The organism is Winogradskyella pacifica (assembly GCF_013403915.1).
Classification (GTDB): Bacteria; Bacteroidota; Bacteroidia; order Flavobacteriales; family Flavobacteriaceae; genus Winogradskyella; species Winogradskyella pacifica.
The window spans coordinates 15,718-36,167 of record NZ_JABFDI010000019.1; the positions used below are offsets into that span (position 1 = coordinate 15,718).

The 20,450-nt window shown below is 33.2% G+C and carries 24 protein-coding genes; 13 read left to right on the plus strand and 11 right to left on the minus strand.

The window, feature by feature from the left end; translation table 11 throughout:
* The 3 genes from mltG (at nt 1) to HM984_RS14835 (ending at nt 2,728) form a co-directional block, all read left to right on the plus strand.
* Nucleotides 1-1,044 (plus strand): endolytic transglycosylase MltG, encoded by a 1,044-nt coding sequence (gene mltG / locus HM984_RS14825; RefSeq protein ID WP_179349723.1) that lies wholly within the window; start codon nt 1-3, stop codon nt 1,042-1,044.
* Between the two features lie 3 nt (nt 1,045-1,047).
* Nucleotides 1,048-1,953, plus strand: a complete 906-nt coding sequence (locus HM984_RS14830; protein ID WP_257018508.1) for a DUF2279 domain-containing protein — start codon at nt 1,048-1,050, stop codon at nt 1,951-1,953.
* Between the two features lie 118 nt (nt 1,954-2,071).
* Nucleotides 2,072-2,728: a peptidoglycan-binding protein LysM gene (locus HM984_RS14835; RefSeq protein WP_115812015.1), complete on the plus strand. Its 657-nt coding sequence runs from the start codon at nt 2,072-2,074 to the stop codon at nt 2,726-2,728.
* 6 nt (nt 2,729-2,734) lie between these two features.
* Here HM984_RS14835 and HM984_RS14840 read toward each other — a convergent pair whose 3' ends face one another.
* From HM984_RS14840 to dnaA, 4 genes are all read right to left on the minus strand, one after another.
* Nucleotides 2,735-3,451: an SAM-dependent methyltransferase gene (locus HM984_RS14840; protein ID WP_179349724.1), complete on the minus strand. Its 717-nt coding sequence runs from the start codon at nt 3,449-3,451 to the stop codon at nt 2,735-2,737.
* Entirely contained in the window at nt 3,451-4,872 is a 1,422-nt protein-coding gene (locus HM984_RS14845; protein WP_179349725.1) for a PQQ-dependent sugar dehydrogenase, read from the minus strand. Before HM984_RS14845 ends, HM984_RS14840 begins: the two co-directional genes overlap by 1 nt.
* A 66-nt stretch (nt 4,873-4,938) precedes the next feature.
* The gene (locus HM984_RS14850; RefSeq protein WP_179349726.1) at nt 4,939-5,394 is read right to left on the minus strand and encodes a low molecular weight protein-tyrosine-phosphatase; all 456 of its coding nucleotides are present in this window, start codon (nt 5,392-5,394) and stop codon (nt 4,939-4,941) included.
* A gap of 12 nt (nt 5,395-5,406) precedes the next feature.
* Nucleotides 5,407-6,834 carry a chromosomal replication initiator protein DnaA gene (gene dnaA / locus HM984_RS14855; protein ID WP_115812007.1) on the minus strand — a complete coding sequence of 476 codons (1,428 nt, stop codon included), beginning with the start codon at nt 6,832-6,834 and terminating at the stop codon, nt 5,407-5,409.
* Between the two features lie 200 nt (nt 6,835-7,034).
* Here dnaA and HM984_RS14860 point away from each other — a divergent pair, with 200 nt between their 5' ends.
* Nucleotides 7,035-7,442: an acyl-CoA thioesterase gene (locus tag HM984_RS14860; RefSeq protein ID WP_020896024.1), complete on the plus strand. Its 408-nt coding sequence runs from the start codon at nt 7,035-7,037 to the stop codon at nt 7,440-7,442.
* Here HM984_RS14860 and HM984_RS14865 read toward each other — a convergent pair.
* The 5 genes from HM984_RS14865 to HM984_RS14885 are packed head-to-tail and all read right to left on the minus strand — an operon-like array spanning nt 7,437 to nt 10,957.
* Nucleotides 7,437-8,042, minus strand: coding sequence for an IMPACT family protein (locus HM984_RS14865; RefSeq protein ID WP_179349727.1), 606 nt, complete (start codon nt 8,040-8,042; stop codon nt 7,437-7,439). The two genes, HM984_RS14860 and HM984_RS14865, sit on opposite strands and share 6 nt — an antisense overlap.
* A complete protein-coding gene (locus HM984_RS14870; protein WP_179349728.1) occupies nt 8,042-8,893 on the minus strand; it encodes an EamA family transporter in 852 nt (283 codons plus the stop codon). The genes HM984_RS14865 and HM984_RS14870 overlap by 1 nt, the downstream gene beginning before the upstream one ends.
* A complete protein-coding gene (locus tag HM984_RS14875; RefSeq protein WP_179349729.1) occupies nt 8,890-9,507 on the minus strand; it encodes an HAD family hydrolase in 618 nt (205 codons plus the stop codon). The genes HM984_RS14870 and HM984_RS14875 overlap by 4 nt, the downstream gene beginning before the upstream one ends.
* Nucleotides 9,494-10,498: a bifunctional diaminohydroxyphosphoribosylaminopyrimidine deaminase/5-amino-6-(5-phosphoribosylamino)uracil reductase RibD gene (gene ribD, locus HM984_RS14880; RefSeq protein ID WP_179349730.1), complete on the minus strand. Its 1,005-nt coding sequence runs from the start codon at nt 10,496-10,498 to the stop codon at nt 9,494-9,496. Before ribD ends, HM984_RS14875 begins: the two co-directional genes overlap by 14 nt.
* Complete coding sequence (locus HM984_RS14885; protein ID WP_179349731.1) at nt 10,499-10,957, minus strand: hypothetical protein; 459 nt, start codon at nt 10,955-10,957, stop codon at nt 10,499-10,501.
* A 49-nt stretch (nt 10,958-11,006) separates the two neighbouring features.
* Between HM984_RS14885 and HM984_RS14890 the strand changes: the two genes are divergently transcribed.
* The 5 genes from HM984_RS14890 to HM984_RS14910 all read left to right on the plus strand — a co-directional run bounded on the left by HM984_RS14890 (nt 11,007) and on the right by HM984_RS14910 (nt 15,908).
* On the plus strand, nt 11,007-11,498 hold the full coding sequence (locus tag HM984_RS14890) for a GNAT family N-acetyltransferase (RefSeq protein WP_179349732.1): 492 nt from the start codon (nt 11,007-11,009) through the stop codon (nt 11,496-11,498).
* A 3-nt stretch (nt 11,499-11,501) separates the two neighbouring features.
* Nucleotides 11,502-12,398 carry a peptide chain release factor N(5)-glutamine methyltransferase gene (prmC, locus tag HM984_RS14895; protein ID WP_179349733.1) on the plus strand — a complete coding sequence of 299 codons (897 nt, stop codon included), beginning with the start codon at nt 11,502-11,504 and terminating at the stop codon, nt 12,396-12,398.
* Nucleotide 12,399: 1 nt separating this feature from the next.
* Nucleotides 12,400-13,071, plus strand: a complete 672-nt coding sequence (locus HM984_RS14900) for a hypothetical protein (protein WP_115811992.1) — start codon at nt 12,400-12,402, stop codon at nt 13,069-13,071.
* Nucleotides 13,072-13,074: 3 nt separating this feature from the next.
* Complete coding sequence (ligA, locus tag HM984_RS14905; protein ID WP_179349734.1) at nt 13,075-15,069, plus strand: NAD-dependent DNA ligase LigA; 1,995 nt, start codon at nt 13,075-13,077, stop codon at nt 15,067-15,069.
* Between the two features lie 101 nt (nt 15,070-15,170).
* On the plus strand, nt 15,171-15,908 hold the full coding sequence (locus tag HM984_RS14910) for a hypothetical protein (protein WP_179349735.1): 738 nt from the start codon (nt 15,171-15,173) through the stop codon (nt 15,906-15,908).
* Nucleotides 15,909-15,973: 65 nt separating this feature from the next.
* Here HM984_RS14910 and HM984_RS14915 read toward each other — a convergent pair whose 3' ends face one another.
* Nucleotides 15,974-16,888, minus strand: a complete 915-nt coding sequence (locus HM984_RS14915; protein ID WP_179349736.1) for a bifunctional metallophosphatase/5'-nucleotidase — start codon at nt 16,886-16,888, stop codon at nt 15,974-15,976.
* Between the two features lie 3 nt (nt 16,889-16,891).
* Complete coding sequence (locus HM984_RS14920; RefSeq protein WP_179349737.1) at nt 16,892-17,650, minus strand: 5'-nucleotidase C-terminal domain-containing protein; 759 nt, start codon at nt 17,648-17,650, stop codon at nt 16,892-16,894.
* 71 nt (nt 17,651-17,721) lie between these two features.
* Between HM984_RS14920 and HM984_RS14925 the strand changes: the two genes are divergently transcribed.
* The 4 genes from HM984_RS14925 (at nt 17,722) to HM984_RS14940 (ending at nt 20,437) form a co-directional block, all read left to right on the plus strand.
* The gene (locus HM984_RS14925) at nt 17,722-18,240 is read left to right on the plus strand and encodes a DUF6913 domain-containing protein (RefSeq protein ID WP_115811986.1); all 519 of its coding nucleotides are present in this window, start codon (nt 17,722-17,724) and stop codon (nt 18,238-18,240) included.
* On the plus strand, nt 18,240-19,124 hold the full coding sequence (gene dapA / locus HM984_RS14930) for a 4-hydroxy-tetrahydrodipicolinate synthase (RefSeq protein WP_179349738.1): 885 nt from the start codon (nt 18,240-18,242) through the stop codon (nt 19,122-19,124). Before HM984_RS14925 ends, dapA begins: the two co-directional genes overlap by 1 nt.
* A 174-nt stretch (nt 19,125-19,298) precedes the next feature.
* Nucleotides 19,299-20,099 (plus strand): outer membrane protein assembly factor BamD, encoded by an 801-nt coding sequence (locus HM984_RS14935; protein ID WP_115811982.1) that lies wholly within the window; start codon nt 19,299-19,301, stop codon nt 20,097-20,099.
* Between the two features lie 11 nt (nt 20,100-20,110).
* Nucleotides 20,111-20,437 (plus strand): DNA-directed RNA polymerase subunit omega, encoded by a 327-nt coding sequence (locus HM984_RS14940; RefSeq protein WP_020896009.1) that lies wholly within the window; start codon nt 20,111-20,113, stop codon nt 20,435-20,437.
* Nucleotides 20,438-20,450 lie beyond the last annotated feature (13 nt).

Below are 20,450 nucleotides of genomic sequence, written 5' to 3' on the forward strand. Positions count from 1 at the left end.
ATGTATATTAAAAAAATTCTTTGGGCAGTTGCTCTTATTGGTTTAGTCATCTTTGGTGTCATTGCTTACTATATTTATAGTACGATGTTTTCACCAAATACCAATTTCGAAAATGAAACAGCCTATATTTATGTTCCAACTAATGCAAATTACTCTGAAGTAAGATCGCAATTAGAACCACTTCTAAAAGATATTGGTGCGTTTGATGCTTTGGCAAAACAGAAAAAGTACGTCACTAATATTAAAGCAGGTCGGTTTGCCATTTCTAAGGGCATGAATAATAATGATATTATTAATTCAATCCGAAGTAAAAATCTTCCCGTAAAAATCGCATTTAACAATCAGCATAGTATAAAAGATTTAGCAGGACGAATTAGTATGCAGATTGAAGCTGATAGTTTGACATTGAATAAAGCAATGACGGATGAATTGTTCTTAACAAATAACGGATTTTCAAAAGCTACAGCGTTAGGTATGTATTTACCAAATAGCTATGAGTTTTTCTGGAATACTTCTGCGGAAACATTTAGAGATAGAATGTTAGTAGAATACAATCGTTTTTGGACAGACGCCAGAAAGGCAAAAGCTAAACAATTGAACTTAACTCCAAATGAAGTTATTACCTTAGCATCTATTGTGCATGAAGAGTCTAAACAAGCAGACGAGCAACCGAGAGTGGCAGGTGTGTATTTAAATAGATTACGAATTGGCATGCCATTACAAGCTGACCCTACGTTAAAGTTTGCTGCCTATCAGTTGCCACAATATCAAAACACCATTATTAGACGTGTATTAAACATTCATAAGGATATTAACTCTCCTTATAATACGTATCAAAACTCAGGTTTACCTCCGGGACCTATTGCAATGCCAGATTTATCAGCTATAAAAGCTGTTTTAGATCCGGAATCTCATAGTTACCTTTATTTTGCGGCCGATGCTAAGCGTATAGGCTATCATAAGTTTGCGAAAACATTGGGGCAACATAATAACAATGCGAGAGAATATCATAGGTATTTATCGTCTCAAGGCATTAATAAATAAGGTTTGAATCGCACTTTTGTCTATATTTTAGTTTTCTTTTTGGCAAATGCGTCGGTTTTTTCACAATCTAAACTCAATCAATTTTTTAAGCCTAGCGATACGTTAAACGTATCGCGTAGAAATGCCGTTGTAATTTCTGAAGCTGCATTAGCGACAACAACCTTAGTTGGATTGAATCAATTATGGTATGCTGATTATCCACGTTCAAATTTTAAAACCTTGAACGATAGTGGAGAGTGGCTGCAGATGGATAAATTAGGACATGCGTTTTCATCTTATCAATTAGGAAGGCTAGGGGCTAACACGTTAAATTGGGCTGGAGTTAGTAAAAAAGAGCAATTACTTTATGGTTCTACATTAGGTTTAGGCTTTTTAACGGCTGTTGAAATTATGGATGGTTTTTCTGAAGAATGGGGGTTTTCTTGGTCAGATATGGCGGCAAATGCAGCGGGAACAGGATTACATATCGGACAAGAACTACTTTGGGAAGACCAACGTATTGTACTAAAGTATTCATTTCATAGAACACAATTCGCGAAGCAACGACCAAATAAGCTAGGTAGTGGTTTGGCAGAAGAGTTTTTAAAAGACTATAATGGCCAAACGTATTGGTTAAGCGCCAATATTAATTCCTTTCTAAAAACGGAAACCATACCAAATTGGTTGAACGTTGCTTTTGGTTACGGAGCTGATGGCATGTTAACAGGTGAAGCATCTGATCCTTTATTTTTAAACCAAAATAGAGAACGTCAATATTACTTAAGTTTAGATGTTGATTTAACACGAATTAAAACAAATTCTCACTTCCTAAAAACATTATTTGACGTTTTTAACGTTATAAAGTTGCCTTTTCCTGCAGTAGAATTAAACAGCAGTGGTCGGATAAAATGGCACTCTGTCTACTTTTAAGTTAATTTTTTAACACTTAATCGGTTGATTTTCAGTAATTGAAAATATGTTGTATATTTGCACGCGAATTTTGTATGATAGTTTTTTGACACTATTTTACTGTAAAAATTTAACTGTTATGATTAAAAATAGCGTTAAGAGTATAGTGATACCATTTTCAATTTGTGTACTTATGGCATTAGCCTTGTACCCAAATGCATCTCTTAATCCTGATATGTATTCTACAAAAGGATTAGTATTGGATTATAACATTTCTGAAGAAGTGGCTATGGTCACTGAAGACCATAATGTAAAGAACAATGTGTTTACTCCACATTTAGGTAAGTCTTTTGAAGGATTTAAAGAAGCATTAGCTTTTAAAGAATCTAGAGGGGATTATTTTACCGTAAACACATTAGGTTATTTAGGGAAATATCAATTTGGTGCAGAAACATTAAAAGTTATTGGTATTTATAACCCTAATCAGTTCTTATATAATCCAGAATTACAAGAAAAAGCATTTATAGCCAATGCAGAACGTAATAAATGGGTACTTAGAAAAGACATTAAGCGTTTTGAAGGCAAAAATATTGCAGGTGTAAAAATTACCGAATCTGGTATATTAGCAGCTGCGCACTTAGCAGGTCCTGGAAGTGTGAAAAAGTTTTTACGTAGTTATGGCGTTAATAATCTTTCTGATGCTTATGGATCTTCTGTACGGTATTATATGAAAAAGTTTTCAGGATATGATACGTCTATGATTACTCCAGATAAGAAAGCTAGAGTTACACTCTAATTTTAATTAATCTTTCTGAATAATAAATATAGCAGGCCTCTTATGGAGGTCTTCTTTATTGTGTTTCCAATCGTTTGCTGTTTTTGTTTTTATAAACTCGGTAGGCAACGTTAAATCGCATGCTACACAAACTCTTGTATTTGGATGTAGTGTGCTGGTTAAATCTTCAAGCATTTTCATATTTCTATAAGGGGTTTCAATAAAAATTTGAGACTGGTTATGTTCAGAAGATAGGCGCTCTAAAGTCTTTAGTTTTGCCTTGCGTTCACTTTTGTCAATAGGTAAATAACCATTAAAAGTGAAACTCTGACCATTCATCCCAGAACCCATTAAGGCGAGTAGAATGGAAGAAGGCCCAACAAGAGGGACAACTTTTATATCCATTTGATGCGCTAATCCAACAATATCAGCACCAGGATCTGCAATTGCCGGACAACCAGCTTCAGAAAGTAAACCAATTGACACACCTTCTAAACATGGGTTTAAATATGTATTGCGCTCTGCTTCGGTAGTGTATTTATTTAATACCTGAAGTTTTAATGAGGGTTGTGATTTGCTAGGTGATATGCGTTTTATAAAACGACGTGCTGTTTTTTCGTTTTCAACAATGTAAAAGTCAATTTCTTCAAGTATTTTTTTGATAGAAATTGGTAAAACCTCAAGAGGTGGATTATCGCCTAATCGCGTTGGTATAAGATATAATTTTCCTTTAGTATTGCTCATTAATGTATGACTAGTTTATGGGTGCTTTGTATGCCGTTGCCTGAATTGATTTTTAAGATATAAATACCATCCGATAATTCAGTTGTGTTTATTGTTAAAGTAGTGTTGTTAGTGCTATGAATCTCCTTTACCTTTTTTCCTTGGATGTCATAAATATAGACATCAGTTAAAAGCTCTGTGTTGTGATTTGATCCTAAATTAATATGTAGGGTATTCTTAGTCGGATTTGGATAAATCGATACTCCCAAAAGTATATGGTCGTTATCACTTAAGGTAGGATCTGTGAGTTTATAAATAGTACCTCCAGAAAGATCAGAAACGTATAATTCTCCATTCACATCTTCGCCAAATGCAGACCATTGCCCTGAAAACTGCTGAAAGGTTTTAGTCCAAACCTCATTAGTTTCATCAAAAATTAAATATCCAATTTCCTGACTACAAAGGTCAGCAAAAAAGTACTTACCATAAAAATTTGGGTAATTACTACCTCTGTATCTGTAGCCCCCTGTAATGGAACATTTAACTTCACCATCTCCAAAGTGGTAATAACCACTGACAGGAAAAGTATAAGTACTTTCGTCTGCGCAACCCGTTGTATTGTAAGTATCACTACCTTCGTAACATTTCCAACCATAGTTGAGTCCTGTTAAGGCTTCTTCAATAGAGACTCTATTAATCTCTTCATATTGACTTTGGCCTACATCTGCAATCCATTGATCCCCATTTAGACGGTCGAAAGAAAATTTCCAGGGATTTCTAAGTCCATAAGCCCAAATTTCTGATTTAGCATTTGAATCTTCAATAAATGGGTTATCTACAGGCACACCGTAATTTTCTGTTTCTGTAGTGGTATCAATATCTAATCGTAATATTTTACCAAGTAAACTTAATTTATTTTGAGATCTGTTTTCCGGATCTCCAGAAGAACCACCATCACCAGAAGAGATGTAAAGATAACCGTCTGGCCCAAAAGCCAAATCACCACCATTATGGTTTGTGTAAGGTTGGTCGTAAGAAAGTATAATGAATTCAGAATCTGGATTTGCTATTTCAGAATTCGTGAAATCCTTTGTAAATCTAGAGATCACAGTGTTTCCTGAGTTGTTAATGTAGTTTACAAAAAAATAGCCATTAACAGCATAATCCGGATGAAAAGCCAAACCAAGCAGACCTCTTTCGTTTCCGGTATTAATTACAAGGCTGTTAATATCTAAGAAAGGAGTGGTTTGTAAGCTGCCGTCTGCATTAATAATTTTTATTTTCCCTGCCTGTTCCACGACAAATAACCTATCATCACCAGCGTGCTTAATGCTTACAGGTTTAGTTAAATTAGAAGCAAAAAGTTCTAAGTCTAATTGTTGCGCGTAAATGCTTGAGATAGTTATGAATGAAAGAAGAAGGTGTGTTATAGTCGTTTTCATAAGTAATGAGCGTTTAAAAGACTAATTTACAAAAAAAAGACTTTACTAAAGTTGAAAATGTTTGTGCTAGTTACCTAGTTCCTTAACTAATAAGTCGCATGTTTCGTTAATTAGGTTAAATACATATTCAAAACCATCGCTCCCTCCGTAATATGGATCTGGCATATTTTTATTTTGAATAGAGGGATTGGCCTCGAGAAAAAGTTTTACTTTTTCGATATCATCCGAGTTCCTTGCGATGTTGATAATATCAGAATAGTTTGATTCGTCCATAGCATAGATATAATCAAATGCATCAAAATCGGATACTTTAAATTGTCTTGCGCTTTGTGTACTAATATCTAAATCATTTTGTTTAGCAACAGCAATTGAACGCTTATCTGGCGCATTACCAATATGATAAGCCGCTGTGCCAGCAGAATCAACATAATAATGATCTTCAGAAAGTTTAGATTGCATGATGCCGTGAGCTAATGGTGAACGGCAAATGTTACCTAGGCACACCATTAAGATACGAGTCATAATAAAATGTAATTAAAGGGCTAGTTTTTTAGATAAGTCTTCAACGTATTTTCTAAATTGCTTGTCAGTTGAAGATAAATTATCAACGGTTTTACAAGCATGAAGAACTGTAGCGTGATCACGTTGCCCTATTTGAGAGCCAATACTAGCCAATGATGCTTTTGTGTATTTCTTAGCGAAAAACATGGCTAATTGACGGGCTTGTACAATATGACGTTTCCGTGTTTTAGATTGAAGTGTATTAACATCCATTTGAAAATAATCTGAAACTACTTTCTGAATGTAATCAATAGAAACTTCACGTTTAGTATTTTTAACAAACTTCTCTACAATATCTTTTGCAAGGTTAATTGTAATTTCTTTTTTGTTAAATGAAGACTGTGCGATTAATGAAATAATAGCACCTTCAAGCTCTCTAACATTAGTTTTAATATGTTTTGCAACATATTCTATAATGTCTTCAGGCATTTCAACACCGTCTCTGTAAAGTTTGTTCTTTAAAATAGAAACTCTAGTTTCAAAATCTGGAGTTTGTAATTCGGCAGAAAGTCCCCATTTAAAACGCGATAATAAGCGTTGCTCAATATCTTGCATGTCTACAGGAGCTTTGTCACTTGTTAAAATAACTTGCTTTCCGTTTTGATGCAAATGGTTAAAAATATGAAAGAAGACATCTTGCGTACCTGTTTTACCAGATAAGAATTGAACGTCATCTATGATAAGCACATCTATAATTTGATAGAAGTGAATAAAATCGTTTCTATTATTCTTTTTTACAGAATCTATATATTGTTGCGTGAATTTTTCGGCAGAAATATATAAAACTGTTTTTTCAGGATACTTATCTTTGATATCAACACCAATAGCATGTGCTAAATGTGTTTTTCCTAAACCAACACCACCAAAAATTAATAGTGGGTTAAAAGATGTGCCTCCTGGTTTGTTAGCAACTGCAATACCTGCATTTCTTGCTAAACGGTTAGAGTCACCTTCTAAGAAGTTTTCAAAACTATAACTTGGGTTAAGTTGCGATTCAATTTTTACATTTCTAATTCCAGGAATTATAAATGGATTCCTAAGCTCAGGACTTTTATTGTTAAAAGGCACATCTACATCTTGAGATTTTAATGCCGATCGGTTTGCACTTGGGATTTTTTCTGTAAAAGGTTGTTTATTGCCATAGGTGTTTTCCATTTTAATAACGTACACCAATTTAGCATCTTCACCTAACTCTTTTGTTAGGGATACCTTTAAGATTTTTACATAATGCTCTTCTAACCACTCATAGAAAAATTTACTGGGAACTTGAATGCTCAATGCATTACCGGAAAGTTTTACAGCGTCTATAGGTTCAAACCAAGTTTTATAGGCTTGTGGTTGTATATTATCTTTAATAAAAGCGAGACAATTACTCCATACAGATTGCGCTGTGATCTCCATTCTTTAAGTTAGGTTTTTCGTTGTTAGTTATTTTAGCAAAAAAAAAGAGAATTGGAATTCTCTAGTAGTTTTTCAACAGGACAAATATGTGAACAAAATTCTTAATAAAAAAATCAAATTAGATAGAATATTTAGATTTTTTTCCTCATGTTTAAAACAATTTAAAATTACAATATTTTTTCTTAATCAAACATTTATATATGAATTATAATGAAACTATTATTAGAGTACGCTACGGAGAGACTGACCAGATGGGAGTTGTGTATCATGGCAATTATGCAGTGTATTTTGAAGTAGGTAGAACCGAGTGGTTGCGCGAGTTTGGGCTTAGTTATAGTGGTATGGAAGCTGATGGAATTATGTTGCCTGTGGTTTCGTTATCTATAAATTACAAAAATTCAGCACGTTATGATGATGTGCTTAAAGTAAAAACAACACTCAAAAAGATGCCTACAGCCTCTATTGAATTTGAGTATGAATTACGAAATGAATCTAACGTTCTGTTGGCCACCGGAAATACAATTTTGGCATTTATCGACGTCAAGAGGAATCGACCTACGAGATGTCCAAAATATCTTTTAGATAAACTGCGAAATTATTCGTTATAATTCTTTGATTTCAACTCCGAAAAATTGATCAAATAATTCAAAAACTTTAGAACTGTGGGTTTTTCTGACAGATATTTCTAATACACAATTTAATTCTAAGGTTTGATTTGTTATTTTAACATCGTTTTCTTTTAAAATACGCATCACTTTACTCATGTTTTTATATTCAAAACTGAGTTTAAATTTTTTATTTATGGTACGTTCCACAATTTTTGAAGCTTCTAAAGCTAATTGTGCTCCTGTTCTATAAGCATTTATTAGGCCTCCAACTCCTAGTTTAACACCGCCATAATAGCGAATGACTACAATTAGGATGTTGGTGACTTCAAAAGATTGAATTTGTCCATAAATAGGCATTCCTGCAGAATTGTTAGGTTCTCCATCATCATTGGCGCGGTATTGAATCGTTTCTGTTCCTATCTGGTAGGCATAGCACCAATGTCTGGCAGCATAATGCTGTTTTTTTAAATCGTCTATATGTTGTTTTATTTGCTCTTCGTTCGTTACCGGAAAAGTAAATCCATAGAATTTGCTATTCTTATCTTTAAATAATTCTCCTTGTGCCGGTTTTGTAATCGTTTTATATAAATCGTCTTCCATTATGCTAAAGTGACTAATAGTATTGAAATGAGGGCTAAGATAATGCCAAGCCAATTTTTCTTAGAATTTTTTTCTTTAAATAATATTAAACCTATTAATGTTGAAAGCGCTAAAATCGCAATATGATTAATAGTGAATAAAGTTGAGCTCTCTGTATTCTCAACACGTAAGGCCATTAGTAAAAAGTGAATAGATCCATAGTTTACGATACCTAAAGCGATACCAAAGGGAATATTTATCAGTTTAAATCTAACTTTAGATTTTAATAAGTTTCCTAGTAATAGCACGACTCCAATGATTGCTGCCATAGCAAAGATGGTGGCCGAAAACAAAGCAATTTTGTCGTTTGGTGCAAAATAATTGATTGAGGTGTCAATAATACCCGAGCCTAAAAAAAGGATAATAGGTAAATAGATAGATTGCGTTAGTGTCGTGTGATCTTTTTGCTTTATAGATGTTAAGTAAACCGCTACTAAAGCTAATAGAATACCTATGATTTTTTGAGCACCAACACTTTCTTTAAAAATAACGATTCCGAAAATAATAGGAATTATTACACTCATTTTACTAGCAACGGAAGCTACGGAAAGTCCATTTTTCTGTGCGGTTAAGGCCATCACATTAAAAATAGCGATAAACAAAAAGCCTAAACATATAGCTGGGATAAACCAATTGGTTTTTATGATTTCAGAAGGTTCAATAGGGCCATTATAAAGTAAGAAACCTAAGAAAGAAGCTGTGAAATAATTAACAACTATACTATGCAGCGTATTAACCCCGTATTTTTTGAAGAGTTTAAAAACAACAAAAATTGCTGTAGATGCTAATATGCTAATCAGTAAATATATCAAAAGGGAGCTTTGTTGGTTTCAAAAAGGGTGGTAACGTCTTCTTTGGTTTCGTCTATATTCCAAGTATGGAACCCCATGGATTTTGCTGTATCTGTATTGTGTTTAGTGTCGTCGATAAAGAAACATTCGCTGGCCATTAAATTATTTTGTTCTAATACGAATTCAAAAATATCGGTATTTGGTTTTCTAAGGTGAATTTCTTGAGATAGGTAGAACTTGTCAAAGCAATTTTTAAATTCATCAAAGAAGGGTACATTGGCTTTTATAAAATCAATGTGCATGTGGTTGGTATTACTCAGCAATATGAGTTTGTAATTTTTTTGAAGTGCTAAGTGTTTAATAAAATCTAAGCGATGACTTGGAAAATCCTTTAATATACAGTTCCAGGCGTCGATAAGATTTGTCTCACTAATCTTTGGGAATTTAGTTTTGTGAAATTGTATAAATTCTGCAGTTGAAATTTTTCCAACTTCGTATAATTCATTGGTTTTAATTATATCAGCGTCAAAAACGTCTATATTAAATAGGTTTAAGGCATTTTGCATCGCACCTTGTTTGTCAAGGTTAATAAATACATCTCCAAAATCGAAAATGAGTGTTTTAATCTTTTGCATATATTTTTAATAAATCATTTTTAATTCTAGATTCAGAAATCAATCTCCCTTTGAGTTCTGGTGCTTTTGTACCGTCTTTAAATTCAACGGTTCCGGTAAAAATTCTGGCTTCATCCCATAATTCTTCATTTATAAAGGTTTGAAGTGTTTTTGCTCCCCCTTCAATAATAATCGAATTTATACTTTGCTTATGTAAAAGTGTGGCAATTTGTGTTGCTATTGGTTTATCGAAATCAATATCTTTATTTGTAATTCGTATGGTTTTAGAATCTTCATTAAAAATGCTGTAATCAGAGTTCAATTTTGAAATTTTGTCCAAAACCACTCTTATAGGATTTTCTCCTGACCAATCTCTAACGGTTAAACTCGGGTTATCTTCAATAACGGTATTTGTTCCCACTAAAATAGCTTGCTCTTCTGCACGCCATTTATGCACGAGTTGACGTGAGTATGTATTTGTAATCCAAACTGGCTTTTTTTTGTCCTTAATAATAGGAGCTATAAAACCATCGTGAGTTTCTGCCCATTTTAATATAATATAAGGACGCTTTTTATTGTGAAACGTAAAAAAGCGCTTGTGATGCGTTTTACATTCATTTTCTAAAACACCCACAGTAACATTACAGCCCGAAGCTTTTAGTTTAGCAATACCTTTTCCGGCCACTTCGGGGTTGTCATCAACACACCCAATCACTACATTAGGGATGCTGTGCTTTACAATTAAATCGCTACAAGGAGCTGTTTTTCCATAATGGCTGCAGGGTTCTAACGTCACGTAAAGTGTGCTTTTGCTTAATAATGATTTGTCTTTAACGGCATTAATAGCATTAACTTCTGCGTGGTTGCTGCCATAAGCGCTTGTGTAGCCTTCGCTAATTATGGTGTTATTATAAACAATTACAGCACCAACCATAGGATTTGGTCTTGTTGTTCCCAATCCGTTTTTGGCAATTTCTAAACAGCGTGATATGTAGATTTCGTGAGTTGTCAATTAGAATTTTATTTTTACATCCTGAATTTCATCTACCGTATATGTAGAGGAATACCCCATAATTTTATATTTAATATCGCCTTTGTAATGGACATTTAAATTTTGAGCGATAAGGCTTCCTAATAAGCCACCTAAACTACTTTTATCTACTAATTTTTCGGTGTCTACAGCAACGGTTAAAGGAATAGTGAAATTTTCGCGTTTAGGAACCTCAAATTCATCTGAAACAATTTTAGCGACTTCAATTTTATTAATATAGACTCTAAAATCGTCTGTTTTTAATGTGCCACCAACATGGTTTTTGTTTAAAAACAAAGCATCTACTTTTAAGGTTATGGATTTAGAGCTAGAGTCTACTATTTCAACATTGTCAAGTCTAACAAATTCTGGCTTTTTTGTAACCGCACAGTTAAGAAGTAGTGTAAAAGTCAGTAAAAACAATAAAGGTCTTTTAAACATAAAAGTGTTTTTATATGTATTTTTGATTTTGTCTAAAAAAGTTAATTCTGTGCGTAAAGATACTATTGTTATTCGAGAAATTGAAGCCAAGGACAATCCTAAAATTGCTAAAGCGGTTCGGTCTGTTTTAATAGAAATGGGAGTCCCTAAAGTAGGAACAGCCTATGAAGATGAAGCTTTAGATTGTATGACCGAAACGTACAATGAACCTAAGAAAGCTTATTTTGTTGTAGAACGTGGAGGTGATATTATTGGGGGAGCTGGAATTTCTCCTTTAGAAAATTACGAGGGCAATGTGTGCGAATTGCAAAAAATGTATTTTATGCCAGAGGCTAGAAGCAAAGGATTGGGAAGCGAAATGATGAATATATGTCTCAATTTTGCCAAACAAGCTGGTTTTGATCACTGTTATTTGGAAACCTTGCCCTATATGGAAGATGCACGTAAGCTCTACCGAAAAGTAGGTTTTAAAAGTTTAGAGAAGCCTATGGGGAACACTGGTCATTATTCGTGTACAGTTTGGATGCTAAAAGATTTGTAAGTCATGGTATTAAAAGAACTTCAACATATATTTCACATAGAATTAGATGCTATTTATGGTAAACATGAAGTAGACAGCTTTTTCTATTTGTGTACAGAGCATTATTTGAGTGTGCCAAGAATTCAATTGACATTAGAGCCAGAACTCACAATCACTAAACCTGAAACCGATACTTTTTTTAAAGTCTTAGAAGATTTAAAACAACATAAACCGATTCAATATATACTAGGTGATACAGAATTCTTCGGGTTGCCATTTAAAGTCAATGAAAATGTGTTAATTCCAAGACCGGAAACGGAGGAGTTAGTGGATATGATCATTCGAAATCACTCAGGACCTTATGACTGTACTCAAGACGTGCTGCGTGAAGAATCTCAATTTAAAATCCTAGATATAGGAACAGGTTCTGGTTGTATCGCAATTTCGCTGGCTAAAAATTTACCAAATGCAAAAGTGTGTGCTTTAGATGTGAGTCTTGAAGCGTTAAAGGTAGCGACCCAAAACGCAAAATCAAACAACGTAGAAATAACCTTTATTGAAGCAGATATTTTAAACGCGTCCACTTGGAATTTGTTTTTTGAAAATTTAGAATTTGATATTGTGGTGTCTAATCCACCATATGTAAGAGAATTAGAAAAACAAGAAATACAGCCTAATGTTTTAGAGAACGAACCGCATCTAGCTTTATTCGTAGATGATAATAATCCTTTAATATTCTACAAAGCTATTACTGATTTTGCTGTTAAAAAGTTGAAACCAAAGGGTAAATTATATTTTGAAATTAATCAATATCTTGGAGAAGAAACAAAGGCCTTATTAACTGATGCTAATTTTGAAGATGTAACGTTGTTAAAAGACTTAAATGGGAATGATAGAATGTTGAAAGGTGAAAAGATATAGTATGAGAGTTTTGGTTGTCTTTTTTATTTCAGTGCTTTGCTTTTCTTGTAAAGAGAAAAAAGAAGATGTTTTAGAGGTTGAGTATGAAATTAAAATCGATACGCTTTCAACTATAAATAAGGAAGACGAATTGATAAGACAAAAACTTCAAGAATTAAAAGAAAGATTTTACCATATAAAACTTTATAATTCAGAAATAGTAACAGATACTATTGTTGGGTTTGACTTTTTAGAAAGTGATTCAAACTTAGATTACACATTCGATTACGAGCCTTTTGTTAAAAGAGGTAATTTAGATTCTATTAGTTTATATACCAAAAATATTGAAGTTGTCATCCTTAAATCTAAGTTTGATAAAACGAAATCAAAACTCACTTATGATAGTGATAGTTTAAACATTATTCAAATTGATAATCACAATGTTATTGGAGCAGAAGATGTTCCGAACACCTATATTTCTAAAATATACTTAGATTTAAGCAACAACTATGTTGAAATCGATAAACGTTATTATGAAGACTTATATGAACCAAATTTCAATTTAACCGAAGCCTATTATTATGATAAAGAAATTATTGTAACAATGGGTAACAGTGATGGTTATTTAGGTTATAAGGTCAATTTTTTTATTGACGAACAATTAAATATAAAGCGCATTATTTACATTCCTTAAAAAATGAACACAAAACAAAAAATAGAATCACTCAGAGAAGAATTGCGTCAGCATAATTATAATTACTATATTTTAGATGATGCAACAATAAGTGATTACGACTTCGATATAAAACTAAAAGAACTTCAAGCCTTAGAAGACGCGCATCCTGAGTTTTATGATGCTAATTCGCCAACCCAACGGGTAGGGGGTGCTATTACCAAGAATTTTAAAACAACGGTTCACGATTCAAGAATGTACTCTTTAGATAACTCGTATTCTAAAGACGATTTGTTGGATTGGGAAACACGTGTCAAAAAAATGGTTGATGGTGAGGTTAGTTATACCTGTGAGCTAAAATACGATGGAGCTTCCATTAGTCTTACTTATGAAAACGGTAAATTATTAAGGGCAGTTACGCGTGGCGATGGTGTGCAGGGAGACGAAGTAACCGCAAACATAAAAACCATTAATACGGTGCCATTGCAATTAAAAGGAGATTTTCCTGAGCGTTTTGATATTAGAGGAGAAATTGTGCTACCAATTGCAGGGTTCTTAAAAATGAACGCGGAGCGTATAGCTAATGAAGAAGAGCCTTATAAAAATCCGAGAAACACGGCTTCAGGAAGTTTAAAATTACAAGACAGTTCTGAAGTTGCTAAACGTCCTTTAGAATGCTTATTATATAGTATTGTAGGAAACAATCTTAACATCACATCGCAATCTGAAGGTTTAGCCAAAGCAAGAGCTTGGGGTTTTAAAGTGCCACAAGAAGCAAAATTGGTAAATTCTATTGATGAGGTTTTAGAATATGTTGCGTATTGGGATGAAAACAGACATAATTTACCTTATGAAATTGATGGAGTCGTAATTAAGGTTAATAATCTGTATCAACAAGATGAGTTAGGTTTTACAGCAAAAGCACCACGTTGGGCAATGGCTTATAAGTTTAAAGCCGAGCAAGTATCAACAAAACTAAACGAAATTACGTATCAGGTAGGTCGGACAGGAGCTATAACACCTGTTGCTAATTTAGAACCTGTGCAATTGGCTGGTACCATAGTAAAACGCGCCTCACTTCATAATGCAGATCAAATTGAAAAACTAGACATTAGAGTAGGAGACGAGGTGTTTGTTGAAAAAGGTGGAGAGATTATCCCAAAGATAATTGCTGTGGATTTATCTAAACGACCATTGTATTCTGTGCCAACTCTATATGTAACTAATTGTCCAGAATGTGACACCGAACTCATTAGACTAGAGGGAGAGGCTAAACATTATTGTCCTAATGATACGGCTTGTCCTCCACAAGTTGTTGGTAGAATACAGCATTACATATCTAGAAAAGCAATGGACATTGACGGACTGGGAGGGGAAACGGTGGCGTTGTTAGTTAAGGAAGGTTTGATTGCTAATTATTCGGATCTGTATGAGTTGACTGTTGAGCAAATAGTTCCGCTAGAACGTATGGCGCAAAAGAGTGCAGAGAATTTAGTAAATGGAATTGAGGCTTCTAAACAAATTCCGTTTGAGCGTGTACTTTTTGGTTTAGGTATACGTTATGTAGGTGAGACAGTTGCAAAAAAATTGGCCAAGCATTATAAGTCTATCGATGCACTAATGTTTGCTTCACTATTAGATTTAGTTACGGTAGATGAAATAGGAGAGCGTATTGCGCAAAGTGTCGTTGAGTATTTTAGTTCAGAAGACAACAAGCAAATTATAGAGCGTTTAAAGTTGTTTGGTGTACAATTAGAAATCTCTGCAGAAAAATTAGACAACCAAACCGAAAAACTAAAAGGGTTATCTATCGTAGTTTCGGGTGTATTTGAGAACGTCTCAAGAAATGAGCTTAAAAAATTGATAGAAGACAACGGTGGAAAAGTGTCTTCATCTATCTCATCTAAAACAAGTTATTTAGTTGCAGGTGATAAAATGGGGCCAAGTAAGCGGGTAAAAGCAGAAAGTCTAAATGTTCCAATATTAACTGAAGAATCGTTTTTAGATTCTTTGAAGTAATTTCTTACAGAAATATAGTTATTTATTCGATAAAATGTATAATTTTAACGTTTATATGTAGAAAAAATAGTTATATTTGCTTTGTTAATAAGGGATGATTAATGTTATTAAATAAAATTTTAAAAGTAGTTTTACTGCTCTTAGGTGGTACCTATATTTTACTTCAAGGCTTTGCTTTAGAGGTAGAAGGAGATACGGTAGGAGCAATTGGATTTATTTTACTTACGGTCCTATATGTAGGTTGGACCAAAAATAAATCAAAATTATTTTTAATGTTTTTGGTTGCTTTTACTACAGCGCAAATATTAAGTTTTATTGGTTGGCATAGACCGGGACTTAGGGATGGGCAGACTGATTATTTATATTATATAGCAAATATTCTTAGTATCATTTCCTATGCTTTGCTTATTCTTAAAGTCTTCATTCACTTAAATTTAAAAACAGTATTTTCACAACTAACAGTTCCTATAATCATACTTGTGATTTTAGATATATTTTGTGTAACATTAATATCTAGCACTACAGAGAATTCATTCAACTTGTATGAGTACATTTTAGAATATGTCTATAACGTTGTTATAATGCTGCTTTTATCAATTGCGCTAATTAACTACATGTATAGAAATAATTATAAGTCAATGCTTTTTTTAATCGGCTCAATCTTTATAATGTTTTCAGAGATTATTCAATTAGCTTATTTCTATATCCTTAAAGATGATAACTTGGGTTATGTTTACTCTTCCTTTTTAGTCGTTGCATTTATCTTTTACTACCTACAGTCACAGCACTTAGTTACAGAGCCAACGCCTGCATACTCAGATGATCCTATAGAAGCCTGAGTCTTAAATAAGAATAGGTTTCCAGGTATATTATTTATGTTTTTAAGAGGTAACTTAGGCGCTAGTTAAACTATAATAGAAGCTCCTTCTGCAGTCACCTTTTTACCAGGTTCGAAATAAAAATCAATTTTACCAAGATATAAACCAAAACAACCCACTTGGTTAACTAATACGTTTTTACCGATACTATTTGTTTCTATAGTTGGTTTTGGTAAGAAAGTATGTGTATGTCCGCCGATAATTAAATCGATATCCTTGGTTGCTCTTGCTAGAGTAATGTCACTTACCTTATCAGGGTTATTCTTGTATTGATAACCAATATGAGACAAACAAATTACCAAATCGCAAGATTGTTCTTCTTTTAAGATGCGCGACATGTCTTGCGCAATCTCAATAGGATTGTGGTAAACAGTTTCTTTATACATGTCTTTATTTACTAAGCCATCAAGTTCAATCCCTAAACCGAAGATGCCGATTTTTATACCATCCTTAACAATTATTTTATAAGGCTTAACATGTGTATCCATCACTGTATTAGAAAAATCGTAATTGGCTGATACAAACTCAAAATCAGCATGTGGAATTTGAGCATAAAGTCCGTCAATACCATTATCAAAATCATGGTTACCAATAGTTGCGACATCGTATTTTAGCATGCTCATTAGTTTAAACTCTAATTCACCACCATAATAATTAAAATAAGGAGTGCCTTGAAAAATATCACCTGCATCTAATAATAGCGTATTAGGGTTTTCCATTCTAATAGACTCAACCAAAGTCGCACGTCTTGCCACACCACCTTTATTGGCATTTCTTCCGTCTTCAGGCCCAAAAGGATCAATATGGCTATGCACATCGTTGGTATGTAGAATCGTTATTTTTTTCGTTCTAGGCGCACTAAAAGATTGTAAACCTAAGCCACCAACACTAGCTAAAACTGTGGCTGCTGTAGATTTCTGAATAAATTGTCTTCTCTTCATGGCTTAATCTTTTAATTTTATAAAACGTTGATCTTGTTTAGGGTTTAATGTATCTGTCTTTTTAAAGTTGTCAATTAATACATTTCTAATTTTATAATTTAAGACATAGAGTCCTTCATTGGTTTGAAAAAAGTCCATACCATCACCTCCGTTATAGAGGTAATCATTAGTAGCTACGTAATAGGTTCTATTGATATCTATTGGTTTTCCGTTAACAGTAGTCGAACGAACTTCTGAATTTTTATCTAAAGTTAATTGTAATTGATGAGATACAGGATGTGCACGTTTGGCCTTAGAAAGGTACACCATCATTTCATTAATCTGCTCTCCTTTAAGAGCAACTACAACGACAGAATTTTCAAAAGGCATAATTCCATACGCAGTTCTGGTTGTAACATTTCCTTTAGAAAGGATGGATCGAATACCTCCATGGTTGAGTAGAACAAAATCAATGTTTTTTTTAGATTGTTGCATAAAGACAGGATTACCTTCGCTATATACAGCATCAGCCATTAAATTTCCAATCGCAGTATTAAATTCTCCATCAGATTTCGTATAGGTTTCTGGTGCATAAGAAATGATACTATCCATATCTTTATTAACGTGAAGCCTGTAAGGAGTTATAAAGTCTTCTACGGCTTTATTGGCGGATAGGCTGTCATCGATATCGATTCGTTTGCCTTCAATTTTAGAAATATTTGATGATGCACAAGAAAAAATGAGCAACAATAAACAGAGTTTTAGAATATGTTTACTAGTCATTGAATAACTTATAAGAAGTTTGTAATAAAATGTAAGTGCTTTTATTAAATTTGCACAAAGGCTAAAGGTAAATGATTTTAAAAGCATTTAAAGAAAAATCTAATCGAAAATATGTCAATAATTTATTAGCTACTCGTCAATCGACAGTTAATAATGACAAAATAAAAACAGTGGCGGTGCTTCTTAATGCGAACGAATTTCATGAATTTGAGGTGTTTAGAGTTTATTTTAAAGAGCTAGGTTTAGTCTCTCCAAAGCATAAAATTATTGCTTTTACTTTAGATGATAAATTAGAGCACAATAAGTGGAATGTACATTGTAGCCCAAAAGACTTTGGCTGGAAAGGAAAAATAAAAAACCCCGACTTAGAAGCTTTTATCAACGAACCGTACGATATGCTGATTTGCTTTTTTAAAAATGAAGTGTTGCAATTAAATCTTATGACGGCAGCATCTAAAGCGAATTTTAAAGTAGGAATTAGTAAAGAAGACGAACGTTTATATGATTTAATAATAGACGTAGAGTTAAGAGATATCAATATTTTTAAACAAGAGTTAAAAAAATACTTAAATATTTTAAACAAATTATAATGACCAAATTTATAGGAACTGGTGTGGCATTAATCACACCATTTAACGCAGATCTAAGTATCGATTTTGATGCATTAGAGCGTTTAGTGGAGTATAATATTGCCAACGGCACAGATTATTTAGTAATTAGCGGAACAACAGGAGAGAGTGTTACCGTTACCCCAGAAGAAAAAAAGGAGTTAATAGCGTTTATTGCTAAAATTAATAATGGAAGATTGCCATTAGTTTTAGGTATAGGTGGTAATAATACTGCAAGTGTTATCAATGAAATTAAAGCAACAGATTTTTCTACTATTGATGGTGTCTTATCAGTTTCTCCTTACTATAGTAAACCAACACAAGAAGGAATTTATCAGCATTTTAAGGCCATTTCTGCCGTAACTCCAAGACCAATTATTTTATATAACGTACCAGGTAGAACATCCTCAAACATGTCTCCTGAAACAACGTTGAGGTTAGCGAAAGATTGTGATAATATTGTAGCGGTTAAGGAAGCAGGCAATAATGTGCATCAATATTTAGAATTATTAAGAACTAAACCAGAAGATTTCTTAGTGTTATCTGGCGATGATGACTTAGCCTTAGGTGTTGCATTAGCAGGCGGATCGGGTGTTATTTCTGTTATAGGACAAGCATTACCTAAAGAATTTTCAGAAATGATTCGTTTAGGAATTGCAGGTAAAGCCAAAGAGGCTTATGATATCCATTTTAAGTTAATGCCAATAACCGGACTTATTTTTTCTGAAAATAATCCTTCTGGTATAAAAGCAGTTTTAAGTGCTTTAGAAATTTCAAAATTACATGTGCGTTTACCACTTGTTGAAGCGACAGATAACTTACAGGCAAGGATTAAATCAGAGTTAAAAAATCTTGGAAAAAGTTAAACTTAATATAAATAGGTATTCAGGCTAGATACAACGCTTAATTTAGCAGACAATAATTGTTTTTTAAATCCGTTAATAATGCTTACTTTTGCATTCTGTTTAAAAATTAGAAAATAAGCTTGTTATTTCATAGCACATTCTATTTGACAGATGCAAAGCAATTAAAGTGACCAAATGAAAAGAGGACTTTACATACTACTTATCAGTATTCTATTTATTTCTTGTAGTGACTTTCAGAAAACACTAAAATCTGAAGATACTGCTGCGAAATTTGAATTGGCTACAGAACTTTATGACGCTGAAAAGTGGAATAAATCTTATAGATTGTTAGATCAAATACTTCAACAATATAGAGGAAAGCCACAGGCAGAAAAACTAACTTTTATGCATGCAATGTGTTCTTACCAGTTAGGAACGTATTACGAAGCAAGTTATCACTTTGATAAATTTACAGATATTTATCCTCAAAGTGAAAAAGCTGAACAAGCTTCATTTTTAGCTGCTAAAGGGTATTATTTTAATTCGCCGGCGTATTCTAAAGAACAGAAAGAAACCATTGAAGCGATAGAAAAATTACAAATTTTTATTAATGAGTATCCTAATTCACAGTATTTAGCTGACGCTAACGAATTAGTTAAAGAGCTAGATTTTAAATTAGAGAAAAAGGCTTTCGAAATTGCAAAGCAATACAATATAATTAGAGAATATAAGGCTTCAATTAAATCATTTAATAACTTTTTGCTAGAGTTCCCTGGTGCTTCCTTAAGAAGTGAAGCTGTTTATTACAGATTCGATTCGGCATATAATTTGGCTGTTTTAAGTATTGAATATTTAAAAGAGCAGCGTGTAAAAGACGCTATCGGTTATTATAAAGTATTAAAGAAGTTGTATCCAGAATCAGAACATATGGAAGCGGCTACTTTAATGAATGAAGAATTACAAGAACAATTAAATACGTTTACGACTAAAAGTTAAACATTATAACGATGGATTTAAAAAAGACAGATGCACCAGTAAGTACAATTACTTACAACAGAAACGAAATAGATGCTGCAACAGATAATATCTATGAAGCAATTTCTGTAATTTCTAGACGTGCAGAGCAGATTAATACTGACATCAGACGTGAGTTAATAGACAAACTAGAAGAGTTTGCTACATATAATGATAGTCTTGAAGAGATTTTTGAAAACAAAGAACAAATTGAAGTTTCTAAGTTTTACGAAAAATTACCAAAGCCACACGCTTTAGCAGTAAAGGAGTGGTTAGATAATAAGATCTATCACAGAAATACTGAGGATCCTCAACCATAAATCTAAAGCCTTA

Excerpts from the sequence above, each read along its gene's own strand:
- mltG (WP_179349723.1), top strand. The coding sequence starts at position 1 with ATGTATATTAAAAAAATTCTTTGGGCAGTTGCTCTTATTGGTTTAGTC.
- prmC (WP_179349733.1), top strand. The coding sequence starts at position 11,502 with ATGGTATTAAAAGAACTTCAACATATATTTCACATAGAATTAGATGCT.
- HM984_RS14925 (WP_115811986.1), top strand. The coding sequence starts at position 17,722 with ATGATTTTAAAAGCATTTAAAGAAAAATCTAATCGAAAATATGTCAAT.
- HM984_RS14860 (WP_020896024.1), top strand. The coding sequence starts at position 7,035 with ATGAATTATAATGAAACTATTATTAGAGTACGCTACGGAGAGACTGAC.
- HM984_RS14865 (WP_179349727.1), bottom strand. The coding sequence starts at position 8,042 with ATGGAAGACGATTTATATAAAACGATTACAAAACCGGCACAAGGAGAA.
- HM984_RS14940 (WP_020896009.1), top strand. The coding sequence starts at position 20,111 with ATGGATTTAAAAAAGACAGATGCACCAGTAAGTACAATTACTTACAAC.
- HM984_RS14885 (WP_179349731.1), bottom strand. The coding sequence starts at position 10,957 with ATGTTTAAAAGACCTTTATTGTTTTTACTGACTTTTACACTACTTCTT.
- HM984_RS14915 (WP_179349736.1), bottom strand. The coding sequence starts at position 16,888 with ATGAAGAGAAGACAATTTATTCAGAAATCTACAGCAGCCACAGTTTTA.
- HM984_RS14910 (WP_179349735.1), top strand. The coding sequence starts at position 15,171 with ATGTTATTAAATAAAATTTTAAAAGTAGTTTTACTGCTCTTAGGTGGT.
- HM984_RS14835 (WP_115812015.1), top strand. The coding sequence starts at position 2,072 with ATGATTAAAAATAGCGTTAAGAGTATAGTGATACCATTTTCAATTTGT.
- ligA (WP_179349734.1), top strand. The coding sequence starts at position 13,075 with ATGAACACAAAACAAAAAATAGAATCACTCAGAGAAGAATTGCGTCAG.
- HM984_RS14845 (WP_179349725.1), bottom strand. The coding sequence starts at position 4,872 with ATGAAAACGACTATAACACACCTTCTTCTTTCATTCATAACTATCTCA.
- HM984_RS14920 (WP_179349737.1), bottom strand. The coding sequence starts at position 17,650 with ATGACTAGTAAACATATTCTAAAACTCTGTTTATTGTTGCTCATTTTT.
- HM984_RS14875 (WP_179349729.1), bottom strand. The coding sequence starts at position 9,507 with ATGCAAAAGATTAAAACACTCATTTTCGATTTTGGAGATGTATTTATT.
- HM984_RS14900 (WP_115811992.1), top strand. The coding sequence starts at position 12,400 with ATGAGAGTTTTGGTTGTCTTTTTTATTTCAGTGCTTTGCTTTTCTTGT.
- HM984_RS14850 (WP_179349726.1), bottom strand. The coding sequence starts at position 5,394 with ATGACTCGTATCTTAATGGTGTGCCTAGGTAACATTTGCCGTTCACCA.
- HM984_RS14840 (WP_179349724.1), bottom strand. The coding sequence starts at position 3,451 with ATGAGCAATACTAAAGGAAAATTATATCTTATACCAACGCGATTAGGC.
- HM984_RS14935 (WP_115811982.1), top strand. The coding sequence starts at position 19,299 with ATGAAAAGAGGACTTTACATACTACTTATCAGTATTCTATTTATTTCT.
- dnaA (WP_115812007.1), bottom strand. The coding sequence starts at position 6,834 with ATGGAGATCACAGCGCAATCTGTATGGAGTAATTGTCTCGCTTTTATT.
- dapA (WP_179349738.1), top strand. The coding sequence starts at position 18,240 with ATGACCAAATTTATAGGAACTGGTGTGGCATTAATCACACCATTTAAC.